This is a genomic window from Labrenzia sp. OB1, from assembly GCF_001624695.1.
Classification (GTDB): domain Bacteria; phylum Pseudomonadota; class Alphaproteobacteria; order Rhizobiales; family Stappiaceae; genus Roseibium.
Genome location: NZ_JSEP01000023.1, coordinates 30115 through 53332 on the forward strand (window position 1 = coordinate 30115; position 23218 = coordinate 53332).

Annotated in this window: 20 protein-coding genes; 3 read left to right on the forward strand and 17 right to left on the reverse strand. The window is 60.4% G+C overall.

Going from position 1 to position 23218, the window contains the following annotated elements; all coding sequences use genetic code 11:
- Positions 1-49 precede the first annotated feature (49 nt).
- On the forward strand, positions 50-1513 hold the full coding sequence (gene betB / locus OA90_RS23060; RefSeq protein ID WP_068418224.1) for a betaine-aldehyde dehydrogenase: 1464 nt from the start codon (positions 50-52) through the stop codon (positions 1511-1513).
- Positions 1514-1604: 91 nt separating this feature from the next.
- Here betB and OA90_RS23065 read toward each other — a convergent pair whose 3' ends face one another.
- From OA90_RS23065 to OA90_RS29815, 10 genes are all read right to left on the reverse strand, one after another.
- Positions 1605-1820, reverse strand: a complete 216-nt coding sequence (locus OA90_RS23065; RefSeq protein ID WP_068418226.1) for a hemin uptake protein HemP — start codon at positions 1818-1820, stop codon at positions 1605-1607.
- A gap of 394 nt (positions 1821-2214) precedes the next feature.
- Entirely contained in the window at positions 2215-2679 is a 465-nt protein-coding gene (locus OA90_RS23070) for an Rrf2 family transcriptional regulator (RefSeq protein ID WP_082837227.1), read from the reverse strand.
- Between the two features lie 136 nt (positions 2680-2815).
- Positions 2816-3874, reverse strand: coding sequence for a substrate-binding domain-containing protein (locus OA90_RS23075; RefSeq protein WP_068418228.1), 1059 nt, complete (start codon positions 3872-3874; stop codon positions 2816-2818).
- A gap of 91 nt (positions 3875-3965) precedes the next feature.
- Entirely contained in the window at positions 3966-5144 is a 1179-nt protein-coding gene (locus OA90_RS23080; RefSeq protein WP_068418231.1) for an NAD(P)/FAD-dependent oxidoreductase, read from the reverse strand.
- Between the two features lie 208 nt (positions 5145-5352).
- Positions 5353-6558: an ABC transporter substrate-binding protein gene (locus tag OA90_RS23085; RefSeq protein ID WP_068418234.1), complete on the reverse strand. Its 1206-nt coding sequence runs from the start codon at positions 6556-6558 to the stop codon at positions 5353-5355.
- A 93-nt stretch (positions 6559-6651) separates the two neighbouring features.
- Positions 6652-7629: a branched-chain amino acid ABC transporter permease gene (locus OA90_RS23090; RefSeq protein ID WP_068418237.1), complete on the reverse strand. Its 978-nt coding sequence runs from the start codon at positions 7627-7629 to the stop codon at positions 6652-6654.
- A 12-nt stretch (positions 7630-7641) separates the two neighbouring features.
- The gene (locus tag OA90_RS23095; RefSeq protein ID WP_068418240.1) at positions 7642-8514 is read right to left on the reverse strand and encodes a branched-chain amino acid ABC transporter permease; all 873 of its coding nucleotides are present in this window, start codon (positions 8512-8514) and stop codon (positions 7642-7644) included.
- 5 nt (positions 8515-8519) lie between these two features.
- Positions 8520-9227 (reverse strand): ABC transporter ATP-binding protein, encoded by a 708-nt coding sequence (locus OA90_RS23100; protein WP_068418248.1) that lies wholly within the window; start codon positions 9225-9227, stop codon positions 8520-8522.
- Positions 9224-9994: an ABC transporter ATP-binding protein gene (locus OA90_RS23105; protein WP_068418255.1), complete on the reverse strand. Its 771-nt coding sequence runs from the start codon at positions 9992-9994 to the stop codon at positions 9224-9226. The genes OA90_RS23100 and OA90_RS23105 overlap by 4 nt, the downstream gene beginning before the upstream one ends.
- Positions 9995-10059: 65 nt before the next feature.
- The gene (locus OA90_RS29815) at positions 10060-10185 is read right to left on the reverse strand and encodes a hypothetical protein (protein ID WP_279625829.1); all 126 of its coding nucleotides are present in this window, start codon (positions 10183-10185) and stop codon (positions 10060-10062) included.
- 515 nt (positions 10186-10700) lie between these two features.
- Here OA90_RS29815 and OA90_RS23110 point away from each other — a divergent pair.
- Positions 10701-12803, forward strand: a complete 2103-nt coding sequence (locus OA90_RS23110) for an EAL domain-containing protein (RefSeq protein WP_208986263.1) — start codon at positions 10701-10703, stop codon at positions 12801-12803.
- On the opposite strand, the gene kynU is transcribed toward OA90_RS23110, so the two are convergent.
- Positions 12796-14016, reverse strand: a complete 1221-nt coding sequence (gene kynU, locus OA90_RS23115; protein ID WP_068418258.1) for a kynureninase — start codon at positions 14014-14016, stop codon at positions 12796-12798. The genes OA90_RS23110 and kynU overlap by 8 nt on opposite strands.
- Positions 14017-14261: 245 nt before the next feature.
- Here kynU and OA90_RS23120 point away from each other — a divergent pair, with 245 nt between their 5' ends.
- Positions 14262-15656, forward strand: a complete 1395-nt coding sequence (locus OA90_RS23120; protein ID WP_068418260.1) for an L-serine ammonia-lyase — start codon at positions 14262-14264, stop codon at positions 15654-15656.
- 106 nt (positions 15657-15762) lie between these two features.
- Here the strand turns inward: OA90_RS23120 and OA90_RS23125 are convergent, their stop codons facing one another.
- The 6 genes from OA90_RS23125 to OA90_RS23150 form a co-directional block, all read right to left on the reverse strand.
- Positions 15763-16380, reverse strand: coding sequence for a GntR family transcriptional regulator (locus OA90_RS23125; protein ID WP_068418267.1), 618 nt, complete (start codon positions 16378-16380; stop codon positions 15763-15765).
- Positions 16381-16561: 181 nt separating this feature from the next.
- The gene (locus tag OA90_RS23130) at positions 16562-17923 is read right to left on the reverse strand and encodes an FAD-dependent oxidoreductase (protein ID WP_068418270.1); all 1362 of its coding nucleotides are present in this window, start codon (positions 17921-17923) and stop codon (positions 16562-16564) included.
- Between the two features lie 33 nt (positions 17924-17956).
- On the reverse strand, positions 17957-19042 hold the full coding sequence (locus OA90_RS23135; protein WP_068418273.1) for an anhydro-N-acetylmuramic acid kinase: 1086 nt from the start codon (positions 19040-19042) through the stop codon (positions 17957-17959).
- Entirely contained in the window at positions 19039-20391 is a 1353-nt protein-coding gene (locus OA90_RS23140; RefSeq protein ID WP_068418275.1) for an aspartate aminotransferase family protein, read from the reverse strand. The genes OA90_RS23135 and OA90_RS23140 overlap by 4 nt, the downstream gene beginning before the upstream one ends.
- A 159-nt stretch (positions 20392-20550) precedes the next feature.
- Positions 20551-21006, reverse strand: a complete 456-nt coding sequence (locus OA90_RS23145; RefSeq protein WP_156510605.1) for a hypothetical protein — start codon at positions 21004-21006, stop codon at positions 20551-20553.
- Positions 21003-23192 carry a glycosyltransferase gene (locus OA90_RS23150; protein WP_068418279.1) on the reverse strand — a complete coding sequence of 730 codons (2190 nt, stop codon included), beginning with the start codon at positions 23190-23192 and terminating at the stop codon, positions 21003-21005. Before OA90_RS23150 ends, OA90_RS23145 begins: the two co-directional genes overlap by 4 nt.
- Positions 23193-23218 lie beyond the last annotated feature (26 nt).

Below are 23218 nucleotides of genomic sequence, written 5' to 3' on the forward strand. Positions count from 1 at the left end.
GCCATTCACTGATATAACGCCATTCACACCGTCAAGCAGGAGCCAACACATGCGCGCCCAACCGCAAGCCTCGCACTATATCGGCGGCTCTTACCTGGAAAGCCAGGATGGAACGCCGTTCGACTCGCTCTATCCGGCCAGCGGTGAAGTGATCGCCCGGATCATGACCGCCGACGACAGCGTGATCGAGGCAGCCATCCGCACCGCGAAGGACGGCCAGAAGATCTGGGCCGCAACATCGCCGGCGGAGCGTGGCCGCGTCCTGCGCCGGACCGCGGAAATCCTGCGCGAGAAAAACCGGGAGCTGTCGGTCCTGGAAACGCTCGATACCGGCAAGCCCCTGCAGGAAACGCTGATCGCCGACGCCGCATCCGGTGCGGATTGCCTGGAATATTACGGCGGCCTTGCCGCGACGCTGACAGGCGAGCATATCGATCTCGGCGGCTCCTTCGCCTATACGAAGCGCGAGCCGCTCGGCATCTGCTTCGGCATCGGCGCCTGGAACTATCCGATCCAGATCGCCTGCTGGAAAGCGGCTCCCGCGCTGGTCTGCGGCAATGCCATGATCTTCAAACCCTCCGAGGTCACGCCGCTCAGCGCTCTGAAGCTGGCCGAAGCCCTGAGCGAGGCCGGCCTGCCGGACGGGGTCTTCAACGTTCTTCAAGGGTTCGGCGATGTGGGAGCAAGGATGGTCGCGCATCCGGACGTCGCCAAGATATCCCTGACCGGTTCCGTGCCGACCGGCGCGAAGGTCGCGGCCCTTGCGGGCGAACATCTGAAGAAAACGACGCTGGAACTGGGCGGAAAGTCGCCCCTGATCATCTTCCAGGACGCGGACATCGAAAACGCGGTGTCGGCGGCGATCAACGCCAATTTCTATTCCACCGGCCAGATCTGTTCCAATGGAACCAGGGTCTTCGTCCACGCAGACATCAAGGAACAATTCGTTGCCCGCCTTGCCGAGCGCACCCGAGGGGCGGTGCTGGGCAATCCGCTGGACGAAGCCACCAATATCGGCCCACTCGTCTCCAGACAGCAACTGGACAAGGTTCTGCACTACATGCAGGTCGGCCGTGACGATGGCGCCCGGCTCGTGTGTGGCGGCGGCGCTGCCACAGTGGATACATTTCCTGACGGTTTTTTCGTGCAGCCGACGGTTTTCGCGGATGTGAAAGACGACATGCGCATCGCCCGCGAGGAAATCTTCGGTCCGGTGCTCAGCGTCCTCGATTTCACCGATGAGGACGATGTTGTCGCGCGGGCCAACGACACGGAATTCGGTCTCGCCGCCGGCGTCTTCACCAGCGACATCCAGCGCGCGCACCGGGTGGTCGACAAGCTTCAGGCGGGCACCTGCTGGATCAACACCTACAATCTGACCCCCATCGAAATGCCCTTCGGCGGCTACAAGAAATCGGGCATCGGCCGCGAGAACGGCCATGCGGCAATCGCCTATTACAGTCAGGTGAAAAGCGTCTACGTGGAAATGGGCGGCGTCGAGGCGGCTTTCTAGAGCTGTGTGCCGTCCCGGCCCTGAGTCGGACCTGCCTCTGCCGCTTTCCAGCCCCGGCTTTGGGCCGGGGCGACGACGGCGTAAACCGTTATCACTTCGTCAGGATCAGCTTGCCCTGTTTGGTGATCGACAACCGGTAGGTTTCGTCATTGTGATGAATGTGGATCTGCCGGACCCTGCCGAACAATTCCCGAGAATCGAAATCCGTCTTGGCTTCCATGGACTGCGTTCCGGCGAGAACTCTCCGGGAGGGGCTCGAGGTACTGAGGGACAGGCGGCGCTTCTGGCTGTTTGCGGTCGGTGTCATGCGCGCAATCGCTCCTTAGGCTTTCGGTTTGCTCACTGTTTCGCCCGGTTTTCGGGGCCGTTCCGGTGAGCGGTTCGGCGTATGGAATTTAAAGGTGAGTTAAAAACTCAACTTTATACTTGACACTCATACTCAAGTTTTTCTATCAAGGCAATGCCTGATCGAAATGGAACTGGAAATCGCGTCCTCCGGTTTTGATTGAGACAGGGCCTCTGAGTGATCAGGGGCAGCAAATGCCAGGCAAGCCAACCGCCCTCTCCTCTCCCTCAGCGGCCAGCCAGCCAGGCACTTCCCACTCCCCCGACCACAGAGACACAAACGGCCACGGCCACAAAAAAAGCGCCAACCGGATGGTGGCGCTTTGAAATGTCGTCGGTGTCTTTCGCGAAAGGTCTTAAGCGTTCGCAGCCAGCGGCGGCTTGGCCGCGTCTATCTTGAGCAGGTCGCGCATGCCGAAACGGTCTTCTGACAAATCGGCGATCGACTTGGTGTCGAGCACTTCCATGAATGCTTCCAGCGCTTCGTGAAGCAGGCCGTTGAAACCGCAGGAAACGATCAGGGGGCAGTCCTTACGGCCTGAATCAAAACATTCCGCCAGAAGGAAGCTTTCCTCCGCAGCCCGAACCACTTCGCCGACGGTGATCTCTTCGGCCGGGCGAGCCAGCATAACCCCGCCATTGCGGCCGCGGATGGTCCTGATCAGATTGGAATCGACCAGCACCTTCATGATCTTGAACAGATGTGTCTCGGACATGTCGAAGCTGGCCGCAATGTCCGCGACTTTGCTCGGCTTGTCCGGATTGACTGCGCAATACATGAGCGCGCGCACGGCATAGTTGGTCTGTTGTGTCAAACGCATCTCGTAGATATGAGGCGCGCAGTGCCAAAGGTCAATGCTAAAAATTGAATGTTGGAGACCACTTTAGAAAAGTTCAATTAATTCAGCTTCTTACTTGCCATCCCATAAAGGTACTCCCTCCCGGCTCACATTGGCATTATTGCCTATTTTCGAAAGAATCGGGAATAGCAGGCAGGTTGTCCTTCAGAAAAACATCGATGCCGATGCGCTCCTGCCCGTCAATGATTTCCGCGCCGTCGCACAGGGCCTTGAGCACGCGCATGGCGCTGCGGATCTCGTGTCCGGGGTCCTGGGCGATCACCGCATCAAGCACACCGTCCCGCAAGGCGTCGCGCGTGTAAGGGGTCAGTTCGTGCCCGACGAAAACCACCTCCTGTGCCCGGCCAGTGCCCTGAAGAGCTGCGATCGTGCCCCGGTTGCCCGCGCCTATATTGTAGAGACCGGCCAGGTCCGGGTGTTCTTCCAGCAGTCCGCGCACCAGATCCGCGTTGCGGGCGTTGTCGTCGCGGCCCTCGCGAACCTTGAGCAATTGCAGATGCGGAAAGTCCGCCTCGATCACCTCCCTGCAGCCGGCGAAACGTTCGGCGTGATCGCGCAGCCCGAGAGAGCCGGCAATCAGAGCGACCTTCGCCTTCTCCTTCTGCAGGAACCGCCCCAGCAACCTGCCTGCTGTGCGCCCTGCCGCCATGTTGTCGATGCCGACGAAATGCTGACGGGTGGAAGACGGATGATCGGAGACCAGCGTCACTACCGGCACGCCGCGATCCTGGAGACGGTCAATGGCGGCCCGCACTTCCGGAAAGGCTGGTGCGACCACCGCCACGCCATCGCAGATCGCCCGTTCGATGATCGCAAGCGTCCCGGCAACCCGGTGACCGTCGAATGCGTCAATCGGCTCGACATGAACATGCATGCGCTCGCCACTCATGGTTTCGGCATGCGACAGCGCCTCACGGGTCAGATCCTCCATGAAGGCATTCGGACCGTTGGGCAGAAGAAAATGAAACCGGTAGAGGCGTTTCTTCGCGAGGCCCGCGGCGAAGACGTCAGGCTTGTAGTTCAGCGTTTCGGCCGCCTGCTTCACCTTTTCAATGGTGTTCTGGCGCACACCCGGGCGCCCGTTCAGCACCCGGTCGACCGTCGCAAGGCTCACTCCGGCCGCCTCGGCCACATCGTGTATCGTCACTCGCCGCATTCAATCCCCCGATTTTGTCAGGAGTATAGTCCCGAATGAGGTGCGGTCATCAAAAAATGCTGCAGTGCGTGATGGCCGTTACCCAGGACGTTCAGACAACCTGTCCCGCGGCATGACCGGATGACCAGGCCCACTGGAAATTGAAGCCGCCGAGATGGCCAGTGACGTCGACGGTCTCGCCGATGAAATAGAGCCCGGGAACCTTCGAACACTCCATCGTCTTTGACGACAGTTCCCTGGTATCGACACCGCCGAGCGTGACTTCCGCCGTGCGATAGCCTTCCGTGCCGACAGGCGTGAGCTGCCAGTTGTTCACCTGGTCCGCTGTCCGGCGCAACATCTTGTCGGACTGGTCCGCCAACCGGCCCCTGAGCTGGAAAGCGTTCGCGAGTTCTTCCACAAGCCGGTTCGGCAGCAAGGCGCCGAGGGCGGTTTTCAGATCCTGTCTGGGGTTCTTCTGGCGCGCAGTGCGCAACGTTTCGAAGACGTCCGTTTGCGGAGCCAGGTTGACCGAGACCGGCTTGCCCTCCTCCCAATAGGATGAAATCTGCAGGATCGACGGTCCCGAGAGCCCCCGGTGCGTGAAGAGCAGCCCCTCGCGAAATTGCGTCTTCCGGAAAGAGACGATGGCGTCCAGCGATACACCCGAAAGACGGCTGCAGAGATCCTTGTTGGTGTCGGAGAACGTCAGCGGTACTAGCGCGGCTCGCGGCGCGATCACGTTCAGGCCGAACTGCCTTGCAAGATCATAACCGAAGCCGGTGGCGCCCATCTTCGGGATGGACGGACCGCCGGTCGCCACCACCAGCGAGGAGGCCCGAAGCGGCCCCTTCGACGTTGACACGGAGAACCGCTCGTCAGGCTTTTCGACCGCCTTGATTTCTGTCTCCAGTTGCAGGGTGCCGCCTGCGGCTTCCAGCTCGGACAGCAGCATGCGGATGATGTCCCTGGCGCTGTCGTCGCAGAAGAGCTGACCGAGGGTTTTCTCGTGCCAGGCGATGCGGTGTTTTTCCACCAACGCCAGAAAATCATGCTGGGTGTAGCGCTTCAGCGCCGAAACGCAGAAGCGCGGGTTCTGCGACAGGAAATTCGCCGGAGAACAGTTCAGGTTGGTGAAATTGCAGCGGCCGCCGCCGGAAATACGGATTTTCTCCGCCGGCTTGGAGGCATGGTCGATGACCAGCACCTTGCGGCCACGCTTCGCCGCCTCAATGGCACACATCAGCCCGGCCGCGCCGCCACCGAGAATGAGAACATCCAGATCACGCATGGCGGGCTTATACACGGGGTTGAGAGATGTGGGTAAAGGAAGTTTAGGCAATGCATAGATACCTTCCCCATCCGTCATCCCAGATCTGCGTGCAGCATTGCTGCACTTGTCCGAGATGGCGTCAGGCGGTGGGCGGTGGTTCCCAAAAACAAAACCGGCGGCTCTTTCGAACCGCCGGCTTCACAAGCACATTCTTCAGTTGAAGAAATTACTTCATTTCCATGATGACTTCGTAGCCGCTAGACCCGACTTCCCAAAGGGCGTAGGTGCCCGGAACGTCGCCGTTGGCGTCGAAGTTGTGGTCACCTGCCGCGCCCTTGTAGTCGATGGCGGTACCGGCTGCGATCAGCTCCTTGGCCTTCTTCCACTCACCCGGACGGATGGCTTCGCCAGTGCCGTTGGAAACTTCCAGCATGGCAGCTGCAACGCCTTCCTTCTTGCCACCGGCTTTTTCAAGAGCCAGCGCCATCAGGAAAGCCGCATCGTAGGAGGTGGTCGCGAAGATCGCATCCGGGTCACCGCCGACGCCCTTGAAGGCTTCGTTGAACATGTCCAGCGACTCGGACTTCTCGCCAACCGGGGAAGACGCCACGAAGCTGACGAGGTTCTCTGCGCCGAGTTCGTTGATGACCGCGTCGGATTTCATGCCGTCGCCGCCAACGAACTTTTCGAAGAAGCCGTTTTCGAGAGCCTGGCGCAGGATGGTCAGGCCGGTGCCGTCGCCATAGTCGAAGATGACCAGGGTGTCGGCGCCGCCCTTGGCGAGTTCGGCAAGGTTGGATCGGTAGGACGCCTTGCCTTCCTCATGTGCGGCGAACTGGGTGATTTCACCGCCCAGCGCATCGGCATATTCAGCCTTGAAGGCGTTGGCGAGGCCGGTGCCATAGTCATTGTTGAGGTAGGCGACGGCGACCTTGCCATAGCCCTGTTCCTTCAGCGTGCGGGCCAGGGCACGGCCCTGATAATCGTCGGAAGGAACGGTGCGGAACACGGTGCCCTTGTCATCCAGCCCGGTGATTTCCGGAGACGTACCGGACGGCGTGATCATGACAATGCCGGCCGGAATGGTCACGGAACCGGCGGCAGCCAGAACCGCGCCCGAGCAATGCGGGCCGACGATGCCGGAGACACCTTCAATGTTCACGGCCTTGGTTGCGGCATCCGTGCCGTTCTGAGGGTTGCAGGCACTGTCGCCGAGCACGCCGACAAGCTTTTCGCCATCGCCGATGCCGCCTTGTTCATTGACCTGCTGTACAGCCAGCTGTGCAGCATCGACCATGGCCGGCGCCATGGCGGCGATCGGACCGGAAACGCCGCCCAGAAGACCGATCTTCACATCGGCCTGCGCAGGGACGGACGCCAGGGCTGTTGCGGCCATCAAACCGGCAGCGAGCGCGAGAATCTTGGTTTTCATAAGTCTACCTCCTCAATAAACCCGGTCTTTGCCGGGACTTTGGATTTCGGGGCCTCACATTCATAAGCCAAATGCGCGGCCTGTGGAACGGGCCTAAGTGTGGTCCGCACCGGATTTCGTTGTCCGCCTGCTCCCTCTGAGATCCCCCCTGAGAGGTTCTGGAAGCAGTCCTTCCGGCCTGAACCGCAGGACAAGCTGCAGCATGAGGCCGATCAGGAACAGGCGGATGTATTTTGCCTGGATCGCATATTCATGCGGAAGGCGGTCCGTTGCAATCTCTGAAACGGACCAGATGATCCATACAACCGCAGCGCCGAGTATCGCACCCCGGTTGTTTCCGGACCCACCCAGGATAAGCATGATCCAGACCAGGAAGGTCGCCACCATCGGATCGATGGCCTCCGGCGTTATGGAGCGGTTGAAATGGGCAAAGAGCGCCCCGCCCAGACCCATCAGCGCCGCACCGAAGATGAAGGCTTCAAGGCGGCGGAACTCGACGTCCTTGCCCATCGCCTTGGCGGCATGCTCGTTGTCGCGGATCGCACGCATCATCCGGCCCCAGGGCGCGTTGAACTGACGCTCCACAAGAACATAGGCGACGATCAGAACAGCCAGCACGATGACGAGATAGGCGATCTGCGATTCCGTATAGCCGATATCGCCCGCCGGGCGCGGTATGCCGTTGATGCCGCGGGCGCCGTTGGTCAGCACTTCCTCCGACTTGATCACCAGACGGATGATTTCCGCGACACCGATGGAGGCAATCGCCAGATAGTCGGAGCGGAACCGCAGGCATATCTTGCCGATCGGCCAGGCGACCAGCGCCGCCGCCAGCATCGCGCCGATCCAGCCGATGACGAAATGCAGATCGAACCCGCCGAGCCGGCCGTCGTCTGCCGGAGTGGACAGGACGGCGGAGGTATAGGCGCCGACCGCGAAGAAGCCGGCTATGCCCGCATTGAAAAGCCCGGCAAAGCCCCACTGGATATTGAGACCAAGGGCGAGCAGTGCGTAGATGGCGATGAAAATCGCCGTGAAGAGGGCGTAGTTTACAAGACCCAGGAGTTCCATGTCCGCGCCCCCTTACAATACCTTGCCCTTGAGCAGCCCGGTCGGGCGCACAAGCAGCATGAACAGCAATATGGCGAACGCCATGGCGGCCTTGTATTCACTCGGGATCACCAGCACCGACAGCTCTTCGGCAATGCCGACGATCAACCCTCCCAGGACGGCGCCTTCCACCCGGCCGACACCACCGAGAATGGCCGCGGCGAACATCGGCAGCAGCATGTGCCAGCCCATCATCGACTTGATTTCGGTGTTGTAGCCAAGGAAGAAGCCGGAAGCCGCGCACAGGCCGCCGGCGATCACCCAGGTCAGCATCACGACCTTCTTGTTGTCGATACCCGACAGCAGCGCCAGGTTGGGGTTGTCGGACATGGCGCGCATCGCCTTGCCCCATTTGGACCTTGTCAGGAAGAGCTGCAGACCGCCGACCAGAAAGATGAGAGCGGCGACCGTATAAAGCTCTCGGTCACGGATGCGCAGACCGAAATAGTCCTCCGGGCGGACGATGCCGCGCGAATAGGTTTCCGTGTCCACGCCCCACACAACCTGCACGACGGACCGCAGCATGAGCGCGATGCCGAGCGAGGCCATGACGGTAACGATCTTCGGCCTCTCCCGCAGATGCTCGTAAAACACCTTGTCGATGCCGACCGCGACCGCGGCCGTCACCAGGATCGCGACAGGCAGGGCCGCCAGCGGCGGCACGCCCACGCCAGTAACGCAGGCCAGCGCGACAAAGGCGCCGAAGGTCGCCAGGTCGCCATGAGCCAGATGGGCATAGCGCAGAATCGCGAAAATCAGCGTGATTCCGACCGCACCGAGCGCATAGATGGACCCGAGCACGATGCCGGGAATAACGTAGAAATTCAGAAGTTCGAAGAGATCCATGCCGCTCAGCCCCCCAGAAACATTTCGGCGACTTCACGATCGGCAAGGAGATTGGCGCCCGAGCCCTCATGCCGGTTCCGGCCCGCGGCCAGAACATAACCGCGGTCGGCAAAGGCGAGCGCCTGTTTGGCATGCTGCTCCACCAAGAGGATGGCAACGCCTGTGTCGCGCACATCCCGGCAGATCTGGAAAATCTGCTCCATGTATTTGGGAGACAGCCCGGCGGTCGGTTCGTCCAGCAGCAGGAGCTTGGGATCCAGCATCAGGGCGCGGCCCATCGCCACCATCTGGCGCTGACCGCCTGAAAGACTGCCGGCCGGCGTGCGGTAGCGCTCCTTCAGATCCGGAAACAGCGTATAGATGCGCTCATAGGCAGCCGACAGATCGCCTTTTCTCAGGAACCCGCCCATCTCCAGATTTTCGTGGATCGACATCTCCCGGAAGATATTGTCGACTTGCGGCACATAGCAGATGCCCCGCTGAACGATGCGGTTCGGCGCCCAGCGTGTGATATCGTCGCCGTCGAAAAGCATTTTACCGCCACGGATCGTCAGCAGACCGAAAACCGACTTCATGGCGGTAGACTTGCCGGCCCCGTTCGGTCCGACGATGGCGACAATCTCATCCGCGTCCACATGCAGGGATACATCCAGCAGGATGTCCGCGTCACCGTAACCGCCGGTGAGACCTTCCATCGACAGAAGCGCCTTCATGCCACGTCTCCTGTCGTTTCTCCCAGATAGGCTTCCAGCACCTGCGGATTGGAGCGCACCGTCTGAAAATCGCCTTCGATCAGCACCCGCCCTTCAGCCATGCAGATGACCGGAGCGCAGAGTTTCTCGATCATCTCCATGTCATGTTCGATAAGGATGAAGGTGTATCCGCGGTCCCGGTTCAGGATCTCGATCTTGGTTTCCAGCTTGCGCAGCAGTGTCCGGTTGACGCCCGCAGCAGGTTCATCCAGCAGCACCAGCTTTGCATCGGTCATCATCGTGCGGCCCAGTTCCAGAAGCTTCTTCTGCCCGCCTGACAGGTTGCCCGCAGGTTCGTGCGCAACATGGGTCAGTTCGAGGAAGTCCAGCGCTTCATAAGCCTGGCGCTCCACATCGCGCTCCGCCGAGCTGACCTTGCGCCAGGCGAACCAGTTGGAGAACAGGCTCTCGCCGGGCTGGGACGGCGGCACCATCATCAGATTTTCCAGCGCCGTCAGCTTGTGAAATTCATGCGGTATCTGAAAGGTGCGCACAAGGCCCTTGTGGAACAGCTGGTGACTGGCCAATCCGGTGACGTCCTCACCCAGGAACCGGATACTGCCGCTGCTCGGGTGGAAAGCACCCGCGATCAGGTTGAACAGCGTGGTTTTTCCGGCCCCGTTGGGCCCGATCAATCCGGTTATGCTGCCTTCCCCGACACGAAACGAGCAATTGTTTACCGCCCGGAATTTTCCAAAATCCATTACGAGCTGATCAAGCTCAAGCATTCAGTCTCCTCGCCGCCCCCCGTAGCGGTCTTTCTTGCAACCTTTTGGCCACGACATGCCTGTTTTCAGGCTTGGTGGAGCGGACGCGAAATGGTCCGCACCGGCGCGGCATCAAGATCTTCTAACTCCATTGACAGCGCAATCAACTCAAAATCACCGGGTTCAACTGCAGAAAGAGCAGGATTTTCCATAATTCGCAAATCCCGGGAACGGATAATCCCGTGTCACGGTGGATTTTGGCCGGGTTGCGGACCAAGGGAGGCACATCCATCCGGACAATCCGCTCCGCTGATCGACCCGCCGAGACACTGTTTCCGGAGCCTTTACGCGAACACGTGCTCCGGCGGACCTGCTGATCTTTAGATACCCTCTTAAAGCCGGACCTTATACCGAGCTCAACAAACAAGACCCTGTTTGTTGAGCTCGGCACTACATGTTCCGGTGGACAGCCACTTATTCCGGTTGCGTTCTCGACCTAGGGGAATCAATCTGGATTTTAAGTAAAATTACAGATTGATACTGGCAATTTTTACAATATATATAATATCCATTGGATAACTACCAATTTCTTCGATTCCTTTTATTTTTCTATACTCTTCTCCATTGAATTCCTCATGATATTTTACGAATATTACACTTGAAGTAACTAGAATGTTCGGCGTCAGGCCGGGAACCGGCCGGATATCGCCCCGCCAGGGCATGAATCGTGGAGGAGAAACTGCCGGACAATCCTGATCTTTCCGGAGATACGTGCCTCGAGCCGGAAGAGAACCGCGCGGCACTGTTCAACAGTATCGCCAAAGGTAAAATCGATCCGGATCTCATCGCGACGATTTACGACCGACTGGATGTTGCCGTCTGGATCTTCGATTTCGACGACAAGCGGTTTCTTTGGGCGAACCGCAAGGCCCTGGAAGTTACCGACGCAGTCAGTCTTGAAGAACTCCGCTCTCGCGATCTGTCCAAAGATATGTCTCCTGCGGTCGCAGAACGGCTGCGTCAACATCAGCAGGATTTTTGCAAACAAGATGTTAGCTTTTCAGAAATCTGGACGCTCTATCCCCGGGGAAAGCCGAAGGTCCTGCAAATAAACATGAGCGGGATCAGACTGATCGACGGCCGGATGGCCCTTCTGTGCGAAGCGCGCGAACATCACAAACAGCAACCGGAAACCCTCAGAAGCGCCGAAGCGCTGATGCATACCACCGTCATGATTTCACTGTATTCGACGGACGGTACGCCTCTTTACAGGAACACCGCAGCGCGAGCCGCCTGCAACTCACTCGATACACCGTTTCATGGCCATTTCGTCGAACCGCGGGACGCATTGGAATTCCTGGAGCTCGTCGAGCGGGACCGCACTTCGGGACGTGTCGCCCGTGTCAGGACAAGCGCCGGCCCTCGCTGGCACGAAGTGACGATCCGTTCCTCCCAGGATGCCGTTTCCGGCCAGCCGGCCTATCTCGTCAGTGAGATCGACGTCACCGAACTGCATGAAACCAAGGAACGGGCGCAATATCTGGCAAGCCATGACACGCTGACGGGTCTGTCCAACCGGACGTACCTTCAGGAGCGGCTCGCTCAGGTCCTGCAGACGGCGTCGGACAGGGACCAGATGGCGACGCTCTATCTGGTTGATCTGGATGACTTCAAGACGGTCAATGATACCCTGGGCCATGCAGCCGGTGACAGCCTGCTGCAACTCGTTGCGGAGAAGCTGAAACACGTGGCGGAGCCGGACGACATCGTCGCACGGCTGGGCGGCGACGAGTTTCTTATCTGCCATCTCGAGAAGGCAGGCCCCAAGGGGCCGGACTGGTTCGGCCGGGAACTTCTGGGAGCCTTCTCGACACCTCAACTGATCGACGGCAAGCCAAGACGCGTCGGCCTCAGTATCGGTTATACGCAATATCCTGAAGATGGTGTCAGCATCGACGACCTTATGCGTCACGCCGATCTGGCGCTCTATCATGCCAAGACCGACCCGACGGACAAATGCGTTCGGTTCCGGCAGCAGATGCGGCACCTGCGCGATGAACATCTGGCGATCAAGAAAGATCTTGAACGCGCGATCCGGGTGAACGAGTTCACGCTCGAATACCAACCGATCGCATGCACCTTGAACGACAAGGTGATTGCCGCCGAGGCCCTGGTCCGCTGGAACCACCCCGAAAAGGGCCTCATTTACCCCGATGACTTCATACCGATCGCGGAGGAAACCGGTCTTATCAACCAGATCGGTCTTTGGGTGAGCCGCAATGTGGCCCATATGCAGGCACAGCTCGCGCGGATGAACCACGACATTCCGCTTTCACTCAACGTGTCTCCGAAACAGCTGTCCGACGCGCAATTCGTGACTCATATGCAAGCCCTGCCTCGGGAGACCGGCTGCAATCCGGAAAAGATCTCACTGGAACTGACGGAAAGCGTTCTTCTTGGCGACATTCCCAATGCGTCCGAAACGCTTTCCCTGCTGAAAAGCACCGGATACCGGATTGTCATCGATGATTTCGGCGCCGGTTATTCCAACCTTGCCTATCTTCAAAACTATCCGATCGACGGGATCAAAATCGACCGGATGTTCATGGATGACATCGCCTCCGGCGGAGCCATCGTGAAGCTGATCCTCTCCCTGGCCAACGCACTCGGCGCGGAAGTGATCGCCGAAGGCGTTGAGACGATCGCACAACGGGCCTGGCTTCTGGAAAACGGCTGCCACCGTTTCCAGGGCTATCTTTACTCGAAAGCCATTCCCGAGGAGCAGCTTATGTCGATGCTGGAAGCACAGGTGGAAGCCGCTGCTATGTGACCTTGGCTCTGATTTTGAATTCCGGGCGGTCCCAGCCTTGCGTATCCAGAATGTCGGCGAGTACCGCGACCGCGTCGATAATGTCCTGACGCGACAGGTAAAGCGGCGTGAAGCCGAACCGCATCACGTCCGGTGCCCGAAAATCGCCTATCACCCCCCTTGCGATCAACGCCTGCATCACCTCGTAGCCTTCCTTGAAGCGGAACGACACCTGACTGCCCCGATCCTCCGGATTCCGCGGACTTGCCAGTTCGAGCTGCGGACATCTGGCCTCGACTTCAGCGATGAACAACTCGCTCAGGGAAATCGACTTCCGGCGAAGATCGGCCATGTCGACATCCTCGAAGACATCGAGCGCGGCATAAAGACCGGACAATGACAGGACCGCGGGTGTTCCCACCGTCATGCGGCCGATGCCCGAGACCGGACGGTAATCGAGGTCGAATGCGAAGGGCGCCTCATGGCCCATCCAGCCGGTCAGCGGCGAGGTCACCTTGTCCAGATGCTCCGGCGAGACATAGAGAAACGCCGGCGCGCCGGGTCCGCCATTGAGATACTTGTAGCCGCAGCCGACGGCGAAATCCGCCTTCGCACCTGCAAGGTTGACCGGCAGGGCTCCGGCGGAATGCGCCAGATCCCATATGGCAAGCGCACCGGCGGCATGCGCTGTCCGGGTCAGATCCTCCATGTCGTGGAGACGCCCCGTCCGATAGTCGACCTGGGTGAGCATGAGAACGGCCACCTCGCCGGTGATTGCCGCCTTGACCTCTTCCGGCGCGACCACCTTGAGTTCGTACCCCCTCGCAAGCAGATCCTTCAGCCCGGAGGCGACATAAAGGTCGGTCGGGAAGTTTCCGGTGTCCGACAGAATGACCTTGCGATCCGGACGCAGGGACAGCGCCGCTGACAGGACCTTGAAGACATTGACCGAGGTGCTGTCGCAGGCAACGACGGTGCCCGCGGGCGCGCCTATCAGCCGGCCAATGCGATCGCCAGTGCGGGCCGGCAGGTCTATCCAGCCGTGGGTATTCCAGGCGGTGATCAGGCTTTCCCCCCATTCCTGCGTCACCACCTCGGTGAGCCGCGCGGGCACATGGCGCGGCAGCACGCCAAGGGAATTTCCATCCAGATAGATGATCCCTTCCGGGATCAGGAAGGCGTCTTTTCTGGACTTCAGAATGTCCTGCACGTCGGAAGGGGGCTGCGCGGTCATCGGATACTCTTGCGGCTTGAGGCGATCCTTTACGGGAGCGGCAAGCTAACAAAGCGCCCTTTCGCAAACAACAGTTTCAGTGAGGATTTCTTCCCGCTCAGGCGAACCTCGGGAAGATCCATTTCGGACGATGTCGCAAATAACACAAAATTGCCCGTTTGAACGCCTGTGCACAAAGGACTATCTGTTAGCGTGAAAAGAGTGCTGACAAGGTCAGCTTGGAAGAGACAGGCAGCGCGGTACGAATGTTCATCAGCGTCTTCGATATATTTAAAGTCGGCATCGGCCCATCTAGCTCCCACACCGTTGGGCCCATGGTCGCGGTACAGCGCTATCTGGACCGGCTTCGCGGTCTTGCTGGTGCGGAGGCAAAGGCTGCGCGTTTGACCGTCACCCTGCACGGCTCGCTCGCCTTCACCGGAAAAGGCCACGCAACGGACAAGGCCGTCTGCCTGGGACTTCTGGGAGCGAGGCCGGACAGTCTCGATCCCGATCAGGTCGATCCTATGCTCGCCGCCCTGAACGCGGAAAAACGGCTGCAGATCCCCGGACTTCCCGAACTGGCTTTCGTTCCCGAACGGGACGTGATTTTCGACTACGGTCCTTCCTTGCCGCTGCACGCCAACGGCATGACATTTGAACTGCTCGATGCGTCCGGCGCCGCTATCGACAGCTTCGTCTATTATTCAATCGGCGGCGGCTTCGTGGTCAGCGAGGCGGAACTCACGAAGACCACCAACGAGCCGATCACCGAGCTTGCCAGGCAGGACGTGCCCTTTCCTTTCTCCTCCGCCAGCCAGATGCTTGCCATGGGCAAGGAAGCGGAGCTCTCCATCGCGGAGATGAAACTGCGGAACGAATGCGTCACGCAGCCCCGGGAAGACGTGGAAGCGGGCATCGACAAGCTCTGGTCGGCGATGGATGCCTGCATCAACCGAGGCATCACCCAGACCGGCCAGTTGCCGGGCGGGCTGAAGGTCAAACGCCGCGCCGCGGACATCTATCAGCAACTCATCCACGAAGGCCGCGGCAATCCGCGCTTCGAGCACAATGTGGTCGACTGGCTCGGCGTCTACGCCATGGCCGTCAACGAGGAAAATGCGGCAGGGGGCCGGGTCGTGACCGCCCCAACCAATGGAGCGGCCGGGGTCATCCCGGCGGTGACCCGCTATTATCTCGACCATTGCAAGGACGCTGATCAGGCCGGCATCCGCACCTTCCTGCTGACCGCCGCCGCAGTCGGCGGCATCATCAAGGCGAATGCATCGATCTCGGGCGCGGAAGTCGGCTGCCAGGGCGAGGTCGGCTCGGCGTCGGCCATGGCCGCCGCCGGGCTGTGCGCCGCGCTCGGCGGCAGCAACGAGCAGATCGAAAACGCGGCTGAAATCGCCCTTGAACATCATCTCGGCATGACCTGCGATCCGATCGGCGGCCTCGTGCAGGTGCCCTGCATCGAGCGCAACGCCCTTGGTGCAGTCAAGGCGGTGACGGCGGCCTCACTTGCGCTGCGCGGCGATGGCTCCCATTTCGTGCCGCTGGACGGCTGCATCGAGACCATGCGCCAGACCGGCATGGACATGATGGAGCAGTACAAGGAAACCTCCAAGGGCGGCCTGGCGGTGAACATCGTCGAGTGCTGAAAACGCTCCGGTGCCGCACCCCGGCCGTTTGCGCACGACAACATCGTTTGCCTTGACGGCGGCGACGGGCGGCCGTCCGGGCACCTGAAGGCTCTTCGCCGGAAGATCAGATTTGCTGAAGTCGTGTCTTGTGGGCGTGGGCAATGTGCCTGCGGGCGGCAGTTTCGGCGGCCGCGCTGTCGCCCTTGCCGATCGCATCGACAATCGCCGCATGTTCCTCGACCGCCGTCTCGCGGCGCTCCGGTGTATCCAGCGTCGTGCCGGCCATGAGGATCAGCGACAGGCGCAGATGGTCGATCTGGTCGACCAGATAGCGGTTGTGCGAGGCCAGGCACAGGCGCCGGTGGAACTCCCGGTTGGAGCGCACCAGACTGTCCTTGTCGGCGATGCGCTTGCGGTCGGCGGTCACCAGATCCTGCAGAATTTCGATTTCCGGCTCGGAGGCGTGCTTGGCGGCAAGTCCGGCAGCGGTGCCTTCCAGTACTTCGCGCATGAAATAGACTTCGTTGATCTGACCGTGATCAAGCGTCGGAATGACCATGCCGCGATTGGGCTCGTGAACGGCAAGCCCCTGCGCTTCCAGCCGCTTCAATCCCTCGCGGATCGGCGTTCTGGAAACACCGAATTCCTCGGCCAGATCCGCCTCGCGCAAGCGGTCGCCGGGTTTCAACACCCGCTCCTCGATAAGCCCGATCAACCGCCTGTAGATTTCAGATCCGTTCATACGATCTGGTTAGCGGCTGCACGGGTTTTGCGCAAGAGTGGCGGGAAGGTATGGATCTCTGTTGTTTTTCTGAGGAGACGCTGGCCCGCATTTCTTTTTGTACGGGCAGACCGGCGTCCCGTACTCTCCCTTGTGCAGGTAGACCCCCACGCCTACCCGCATTTCTGCTGTCAAATCGAACCTAATGCAGCCGCACGCCCTGACGCTTCAATTCCGCCTGCAACAGCAACATGTCCATCGCCTCCAGATCCAGTCCATGCTTGACCGACAGCGCGGCAGCTACCCCCGCCCCCTGACCGGTCACCGTGCAGCACATCATGTTGCGGGTGGCGGCGTGGCTGACCTTGTCGCCGCCGGTCGCGCGGCCGGCGACAAGCAGGTTTTTGACGCCCTTCGGCAGCATCGTGCGGTAGGGGAGCTGGAAGTAGCGGCCTGTTGTCGGCAGGATCAGGATGCCGTAGCCGTCGATGAATTCCGGGAAGATGCCGACACTGTCCTCGAAGCGGCCCTCGCCACGCACGTCCTGACCCGTCATGTCATAGGCGGCCAGGATCTTGCGGGTGTCGCGGATGCCGATGGTCATGCCGAAATTGCGGAGTTTTGCCGTGTCGCAACCGGGCTGAAAGCGTTTCAGCGCTTCCACGGCCAGCATTGCCTGACGGCGGCCCTCGATCTCGTTCCTCGTCATAGAGCCGGGATCGGTGCCGTCGCATTCGGGCAGATGCACCAGGTTGAGATAAGTGAGATCGCCGCTGTCATAGACGGCGCCCCAGGTTCCGGAAATGGTCTGCAGGGCCGCCGGAATCATCCCGGCCTGCATGGCCTGTTCGAACGGCTTGCGCAGGAAGGGCGAGAACATCGTGTCTTCCTTGCCGGTGGTTTCCACCGACCACTCGCCGCTTTCCCAGTCCTTGTAGGTCTGCGGATCCGCGTTGACGGCCTCAATGAATTTGCGCTTGTCGACACCGGTCATGGAGAACATGACGGACGCCGCCTGCATTTCTTCCACCGGGGTCTTTTTCGTCTTGGCACCCGCCCGGAAAGCCACGTCGGCATCGCCGGTGGCGTCGATCACCTTTCGTGCCAGGATTGCCTCACGGCCCGCCTTGCTTTCAGTGACGATGCCGCGAATTTCGTTACCTTCCATGATGGGCGCGGCAAAGGCCCGGTGCAGCATCGGATGAATGCCGGCTTCTTCCACCAGAGTGTCGGCGACCAGCTTGAAGCCCTCGGCGTCGATGGCGTGGCTGTCGGATTGCGGTTCCGGCGTTGCCGCGCCTGCTTCCCGGGCGCGGTCCTCGAACTCGCGGCCGACGCCTTCCGTGTCGATGGTGTTTTCGTGCCGGTACCAGGCGAACCCCTCGACACCGACCGCGGTGATATTGCCACCGAAACATCCGAAGCGCTCGACAAGGGTCACCTCGACACCGGCCCGCGCCGCCCCCAGGGCAGCCGCCAGACCGCCCGGGCCGGAACCGACCACAAGCACGTCGGTTTCGTGGATGACATCGATTTCGCGCGCGGGCTCAAGAATTCTCTTCACGCTTCCTCACAGACGTTTTCTTAAAAATCCCGGTCAGGCGACGGGGGTAAAAATCTTGCCACCGGTCACCGGGCAACTCACCCCGGTGGTTTCCGGAAAAGTCGTCGGCAACCCGGCTTTCAGCCGCGCGCCCAGAAACGCCATTGCCTGTGCTTCAAGCGCATCGCCGTCGATCTTGAAGGCATCGGCTGAAACAACCTCTCCGGAGAGCCGGTCCGCCAGCGCCCGCATCAGCACCGGGTTGAGGCGCCCGCCGCCGCAGACCAGCCAGAGCCCCGGTGTTGCCGGCAGAAGCTGTTCGGTTTTTGCTATGGCCCCGGCGGTAAACGCCAGAAGGGTCGCCGCGCCGTCCTCCAGGGAAAGCCCTTCGGCGAAGCTTCCGGAGAAACTGTAACGGTCGAGGGATTTGGGGCCTGGCTCGGTAAGGAACGGGTGGTCCAGGGCATCGTTCAGTCGCTGCTCCTCCACGTGCCCCGCCGCCGAAAGCCTGCCTCCGGCATCATAGTCCCCTGCCCCATGGCGGCGGACCCAGTCGTCCAGCAGCGCGTTTCCCGGCCCGATGTCGAAAGCAAGCAGGCGCTCAGCGTCGATATAGGTCAGGTTGGAGACGCCGCCGATATTCAGAAAACACAGCGGTTCCCTGTCCTGACCGACCAGAGACCTGGCCAGCGCCTGATGGTAGACGGGCACCAGCGGTGCGCCCTGCCCACCAGCCGCCATGTCCGCCAGCCGGACATCGCCGATCACCGGCAGGCCGAGATCGTCGGCAAGCGCCTGCGGATCGCCAAGCTGGATGGTTTCTGCCGCCACCGGGTCGTGCCAGACCGTCTGGCCGTGAAAGACGACGGCATCCGGTGAAAGGCCGTGTTTCTCAAGATAGGTGCGTATCGCGGTCGCGTGGTCCCGGGTGACAGCACGGCCAAGATCGGGCCAGCCTTCGCGCCGTGTTCCCTTTGCGGCGGCGGCCTCCAGCACCAGTCGTTTCGTTTCCGGACGGTAGGACGCCGTTTCCGCCGGGCCGAAGCGAGCGACCGTCCTTCCGTCCGTCTCGATTTCCGCAAGGTCGATGCCGTCGGCGGAGGTGCCGCTGATCGTGCCGACGACGGACCATCCGGTCATAGGCTTTTCGCCACCGCATCAAGCCCGGCCTGCGCAATGTCGAACATCTCGTTGACCTGAGCCTCGGTGATGATCAACGGCGGGCAGAAGGCCATTGCGTCACCCATGTTGCGGGAGATCAGGCCGTTCTCCTGAAAGACCGCATTGGTTTTCGCACCGAGCGCGCCCGGTGTCGCGGCAAGAGCCTGATGGGACAATTCCGCCGCCCCGATCAAGCCGATGCCACGTGTTTCAATCACCAGCGGATTCTCCGCCAGTCCGGCGAGCCGCTTCTGGAACAGCGGTGCCACAGCCTTCACATTGCCGAGCAGATCGCGCTCCTCGATGATCTTCAGGTTTTCCAGCGCGACGGCAGCCGCCACCGGATGACCGCTTCCGGTGTAGCCGTGGCCGAGCACGCCGATCTTGTGGCTTTCATCGGCGATCGGCTGGTAGACATCGTCATTGATCAACAAAGCCGAGATCGGCTGGTAGGAAGAGGAAAGCGCCTTGGACAGCGTCATCATGTCAGGCTGCAGATCGTAGGTCTGGGTGCCGAACATGTTGCCCGTACGCCCGAATCCGCAGATCACCTCGTCCGCGACAAAGAGGATGCCGTATTTTTTCAGGACCGGCTGCACCGCCTGCCAGTAGCCCTCCGGCGGCACGATCACCCCGCCGGCGCCCATCACCGGTTCGGCGAAGAAGGCAGCGATGGTGTCCGGGCCTTCGGCGAGGATCATGTCTTCAAGATCCTGAGCGCAACGTCCGGCAAAATCCGCTTCGCTTTCGCCGTCCTTCTTCATGGAGCGGTAATGCGGGCAGGTCGTATGCAGGACCTGCGGTATCGGCAGATCGAAAGACCGGTGATTGTTCGGCAGGCCGGTCAGGCTGGCGGAGGCGAGCGTGACGCCGTGATAACCCCGGACACGCGAAATGATCTTCTTTCGCTGCGGCTGTCCGAGCGCGTTGGACCGGTACCAGATCAGCTTGATCGCAGTGTCGTTGGCCTCCGAGCCCGAATTGGTGAAATAGACCTTAGACATGGGCACGGGCGCCATCTCGATCAGCTTCTCCGCCAGTTCGATCGACGGGCCGTGGGTCTTGTAGGTGAAGGTGTGATAGTAGGGCAGCTTCTCCATCTGACGGGTGGCGGTATCGACAAGACGCTTTTCGCCGAAGCCGACCGCAACGCTCCACAACCCGGACATGCCCTCGATATAGCGCTTGCCGTTGATATCCTCGACATAGATGCCATCGCCCCGGTCGATCACCAGCGCGCCGGTTTCCTCCTGACGGCGTGCGTCAGCATAGGAGTGAAGCTGAACCGCGGTATCACGGGATTCAAGGGAATTGGGGAGCTGCGCCATGAAACGCCTCATCTTGATGGCAGGAGAGAAATGTGCGGGTCAACGAAGCGAGCGAGCCGCACCGTTTCCGCTCACGCTAGCCTTGCGGAAAGCCGATGACAATCGGGATTTCACATTCTTGCACCGCCGTTCCGGGCGAGCGGGTTTCCCCGACCGGTATCAAGACAAACCGCTGTCCTCAGACCCGTTCAGGATCGCCTCGAAGTAAACCTCCGGCTCCGGTCCCACGACCGCCTCGAAATCAGGGCCCCAGTTTTTGCGAATGCGCGCGATCCGCCGCCGAAGGTAGAGCGCCCAGTTCGACGAGATCCCACTGCTCAGGATCTCGTCGGGAGCGGGCAGGGTTTCAAAAAAATGACCTTCGCTGCGAAGCAATGAAAACACTCGCGGCGGGCAGACAACCACCACCGTCTCGAACCCGCTCAGCTTGGCAAGTTTTTCAGACAGACCTGCGGACAGACGGTCCCCTGTCTCTGCGAGCGCCCAGATCAAAGCAACACTGCCGCGTTTGCGCTGTTGCGACAGCAGGAGCGCATCTGCCTTGTCTGCGGCGCCGAATATGCGAAGACTGCGCAAGGCAAATCTGAGACCGATATTTCGCAGATGTCGTATCATGATGCCGTTGCCTGGGTGGACCATGGAAGCCGGGCCTGTATCCGCAACCGACGGGCAATTTGCCCGGCCCCGTCCCAGCAGCCGGTCTTTTGTGCGCAGGCCAGGGACAGATCTTGCCGGATTTCGGCATCAAGCAGTTTTCGGAGTTGGGTTTCAATCTCGTAAGGGTCTTCGGCGGTGCTTGCCAGGTTCCAGCCGGCGCGCGCGCCATGCAGGGCTCTTGCGTCCTGATCGTCCGTTTCCGGGTTGCTGTTGGGAATGAAAAGCGTGGGCAGCGCGGCTGCGATGTTTTCGTGGAACGTGTTGTATCCCGAGGCGCAGACAGCGAAGTCGAACGCCTTCAGATAGCGGCCCAGTGGAAACAGCCGCCGCTGCAGAAAGCGCTCGTGAATATCGCCGTGACTTTTCATATGCAGCGGCGACCTGAAATCGACCGCAATCACCTGCGGATGCCTGTCGAGAAAATCGAACAGCAGTTCACGGGGAACGGACATGTTGAAATTCGCTTCCGACCCGAGTTGGACGAGACAGAGTGTTGCGGCCTCCGGCAGTTCAAGCGCGCGCCTTGCGGCGGCCCTGTCAAGGAGTTGAGCCGGCTGTGTCATAAGCACGGGATTCACGCTGGAAACACTGTCCGGATTCATCCTTGAGTATCCGAGGTCCATGGCTTCACAAAGTTCTCCAGGCTCGATGACGGCGTCGAAAAACCCTTCCCGGGCGATGCTGTCGGGCTGCGGCGTGCGCCACAGTCCCCGCCTTATCCAGGCGCGACAGCATTTGCCGTAGGATTCCAGAGCGTCGACAAATCCGCTGTAGGGCATATTACCGTCGAACAGGACCAGGGAGGGTTTGTAGTGGCTCAGGGCTTCGCGCATTTCCTGAAAGAAAAAGGCATTCCATTCATCGACATCCAGTAGCAGCCGACGGTGGAAGGGGCGGAATTCCGCCAGATACCCCATGGACCGGGCCACTTCGATTGCTTCTGAAAGCGAAAAGAAAACCACCTTCACAGCCGGACCCAGGGACTCGGCTATGGCAAGCTGCCGTGTAAGATGACCAAGGCCGACGCCGTTGGAGGTCACAGAAAGCACAACCGGCCGCTCTGATGTCCGGGGCAGTCTTCCGTTGCCCGGTGAAGAGGTCTTCGGTGCCTCGACGACCTTTTCAAACTTTTTCGCGAACTGATCCAGCCCGAAACGGGATCCGACAAGGGCGCGCGCTCTCAGGGAGGCCTCTTCCCTCAACGCCCGGTCGGATCCAAGGCGAGCGTATAGCTGCGGAGCCTCCGCAGGCCCGGCATAAAAGCAGGCCTCGGAAAACGTCTCCTGCAGATAATGCGGCACGACGCAGGGCAACCCGGTCGCCAGCGCTTCGAGCACGTTGTAGCCGAATGCTTCAACCCAGCTGTCTGAATGAAAATAGCTATAGATATCGAGGCTTTGCAAAAACTCGGATACTGGCCGGGAGGAGAACGAATAAATCTGCCAGTTCCACGGCAGTGTATCGAACGCGTCAAGAAAGTCCTGGGGAACTCCCATCATCAGATGCGTATAGTCCGGATGCTGCGGATAGCATTGCAGCGCAACCTGTGGAGAGGGCAGCTTGTCTCTGCTCGGCCGGCTGTGGCGGCCGATCTTTAACGGTGACGTCAATTCCTGAACCCGCTTTTGCGGAAAGTCCTGCGGATCGATCAGATTGTTCCAGTTGGCAGGATGGAGCGCATGTGAAAAGCCATGCCGTGCCAGATCCTCGCGCACGACGTCGCTGACCGGCAGCAACCGCAAATCATGAGCGAACCAGTCAGCGGCAAGGCCGGACCAGTGCTCGGTCCGGTAGTAGGGCCGCCCGCGCCGGTCCCGTGTCGGCTGATGCACGACACAGTAGAAGACATCCGCATCGAACCCGGCGGGCAAATGTACGGTCTTGTCCAGAAGCGAAGGATGATACAAAAGCGCCACCCTGGCTTTCGGTCTTTCGTCTTGTGGCACGATCACCGTTCCGGTTGCCTCAATTTCAGCGAGCAACGCGGAATTGGGAATCTGGCATCTGGCGAACAGGGGAGACAACAGGGGCACGACCCCTGCCCTCAGCCCTGCCTGTTTGCAGGCTCTGAGATCGTATTTGAGAGATGTGGATGTGCCGCCGGGAAAGCGCAGGTCAGCCAGATAAAGGACGTCCAGTTCCATATTCTGCCCTTGCCATGGAAATCCGC

Coding starts and splice junctions, on each gene's coding strand:
- OA90_RS23065 (WP_068418226.1), bottom strand. CDS start 1,820: ATGACACCGACCGCAAACAGCCAGAAGCGCCGCCTGTCCCTCAGTACC.
- OA90_RS23150 (WP_068418279.1), bottom strand. CDS start 23,192: ATGGAACTGGACGTCCTTTATCTGGCTGACCTGCGCTTTCCCGGCGGC.
- OA90_RS23135 (WP_068418273.1), bottom strand. CDS start 19,042: ATGACCGGATGGTCCGTCGTCGGCACGATCAGCGGCACCTCCGCCGAC.
- OA90_RS23140 (WP_068418275.1), bottom strand. CDS start 20,391: ATGGCGCAGCTCCCCAATTCCCTTGAATCCCGTGATACCGCGGTTCAG.
- OA90_RS23095 (WP_068418240.1), bottom strand. CDS start 8,514: ATGGATCTCTTCGAACTTCTGAATTTCTACGTTATTCCCGGCATCGTG.
- OA90_RS23120 (WP_068418260.1), top strand. CDS start 14,262: ATGTTCATCAGCGTCTTCGATATATTTAAAGTCGGCATCGGCCCATCT.
- OA90_RS23080 (WP_068418231.1), bottom strand. CDS start 5,144: ATGCGTGATCTGGATGTTCTCATTCTCGGTGGCGGCGCGGCCGGGCTG.
- OA90_RS23090 (WP_068418237.1), bottom strand. CDS start 7,629: ATGGAACTCCTGGGTCTTGTAAACTACGCCCTCTTCACGGCGATTTTC.
- OA90_RS29815 (WP_279625829.1), bottom strand. CDS start 10,185: ATGGAAAATCCTGCTCTTTCTGCAGTTGAACCCGGTGATTTTGAGTTG.
- betB (WP_068418224.1), top strand. CDS start 50: ATGCGCGCCCAACCGCAAGCCTCGCACTATATCGGCGGCTCTTACCTG.
- OA90_RS23085 (WP_068418234.1), bottom strand. CDS start 6,558: ATGAAAACCAAGATTCTCGCGCTCGCTGCCGGTTTGATGGCCGCAACA.
- OA90_RS23125 (WP_068418267.1), bottom strand. CDS start 16,380: ATGAACGGATCTGAAATCTACAGGCGGTTGATCGGGCTTATCGAGGAG.
- OA90_RS23075 (WP_068418228.1), bottom strand. CDS start 3,874: ATGCGGCGAGTGACGATACACGATGTGGCCGAGGCGGCCGGAGTGAGC.
- OA90_RS23145 (WP_156510605.1), bottom strand. CDS start 21,006: ATGATACGACATCTGCGAAATATCGGTCTCAGATTTGCCTTGCGCAGT.
- OA90_RS23105 (WP_068418255.1), bottom strand. CDS start 9,994: ATGCTTGAGCTTGATCAGCTCGTAATGGATTTTGGAAAATTCCGGGCG.
- OA90_RS23070 (WP_082837227.1), bottom strand. CDS start 2,679: ATGCGTTTGACACAACAGACCAACTATGCCGTGCGCGCGCTCATGTAT.
- kynU (WP_068418258.1), bottom strand. CDS start 14,016: ATGACCGCGCAGCCCCCTTCCGACGTGCAGGACATTCTGAAGTCCAGA.
- OA90_RS23100 (WP_068418248.1), bottom strand. CDS start 9,227: ATGAAGGCGCTTCTGTCGATGGAAGGTCTCACCGGCGGTTACGGTGAC.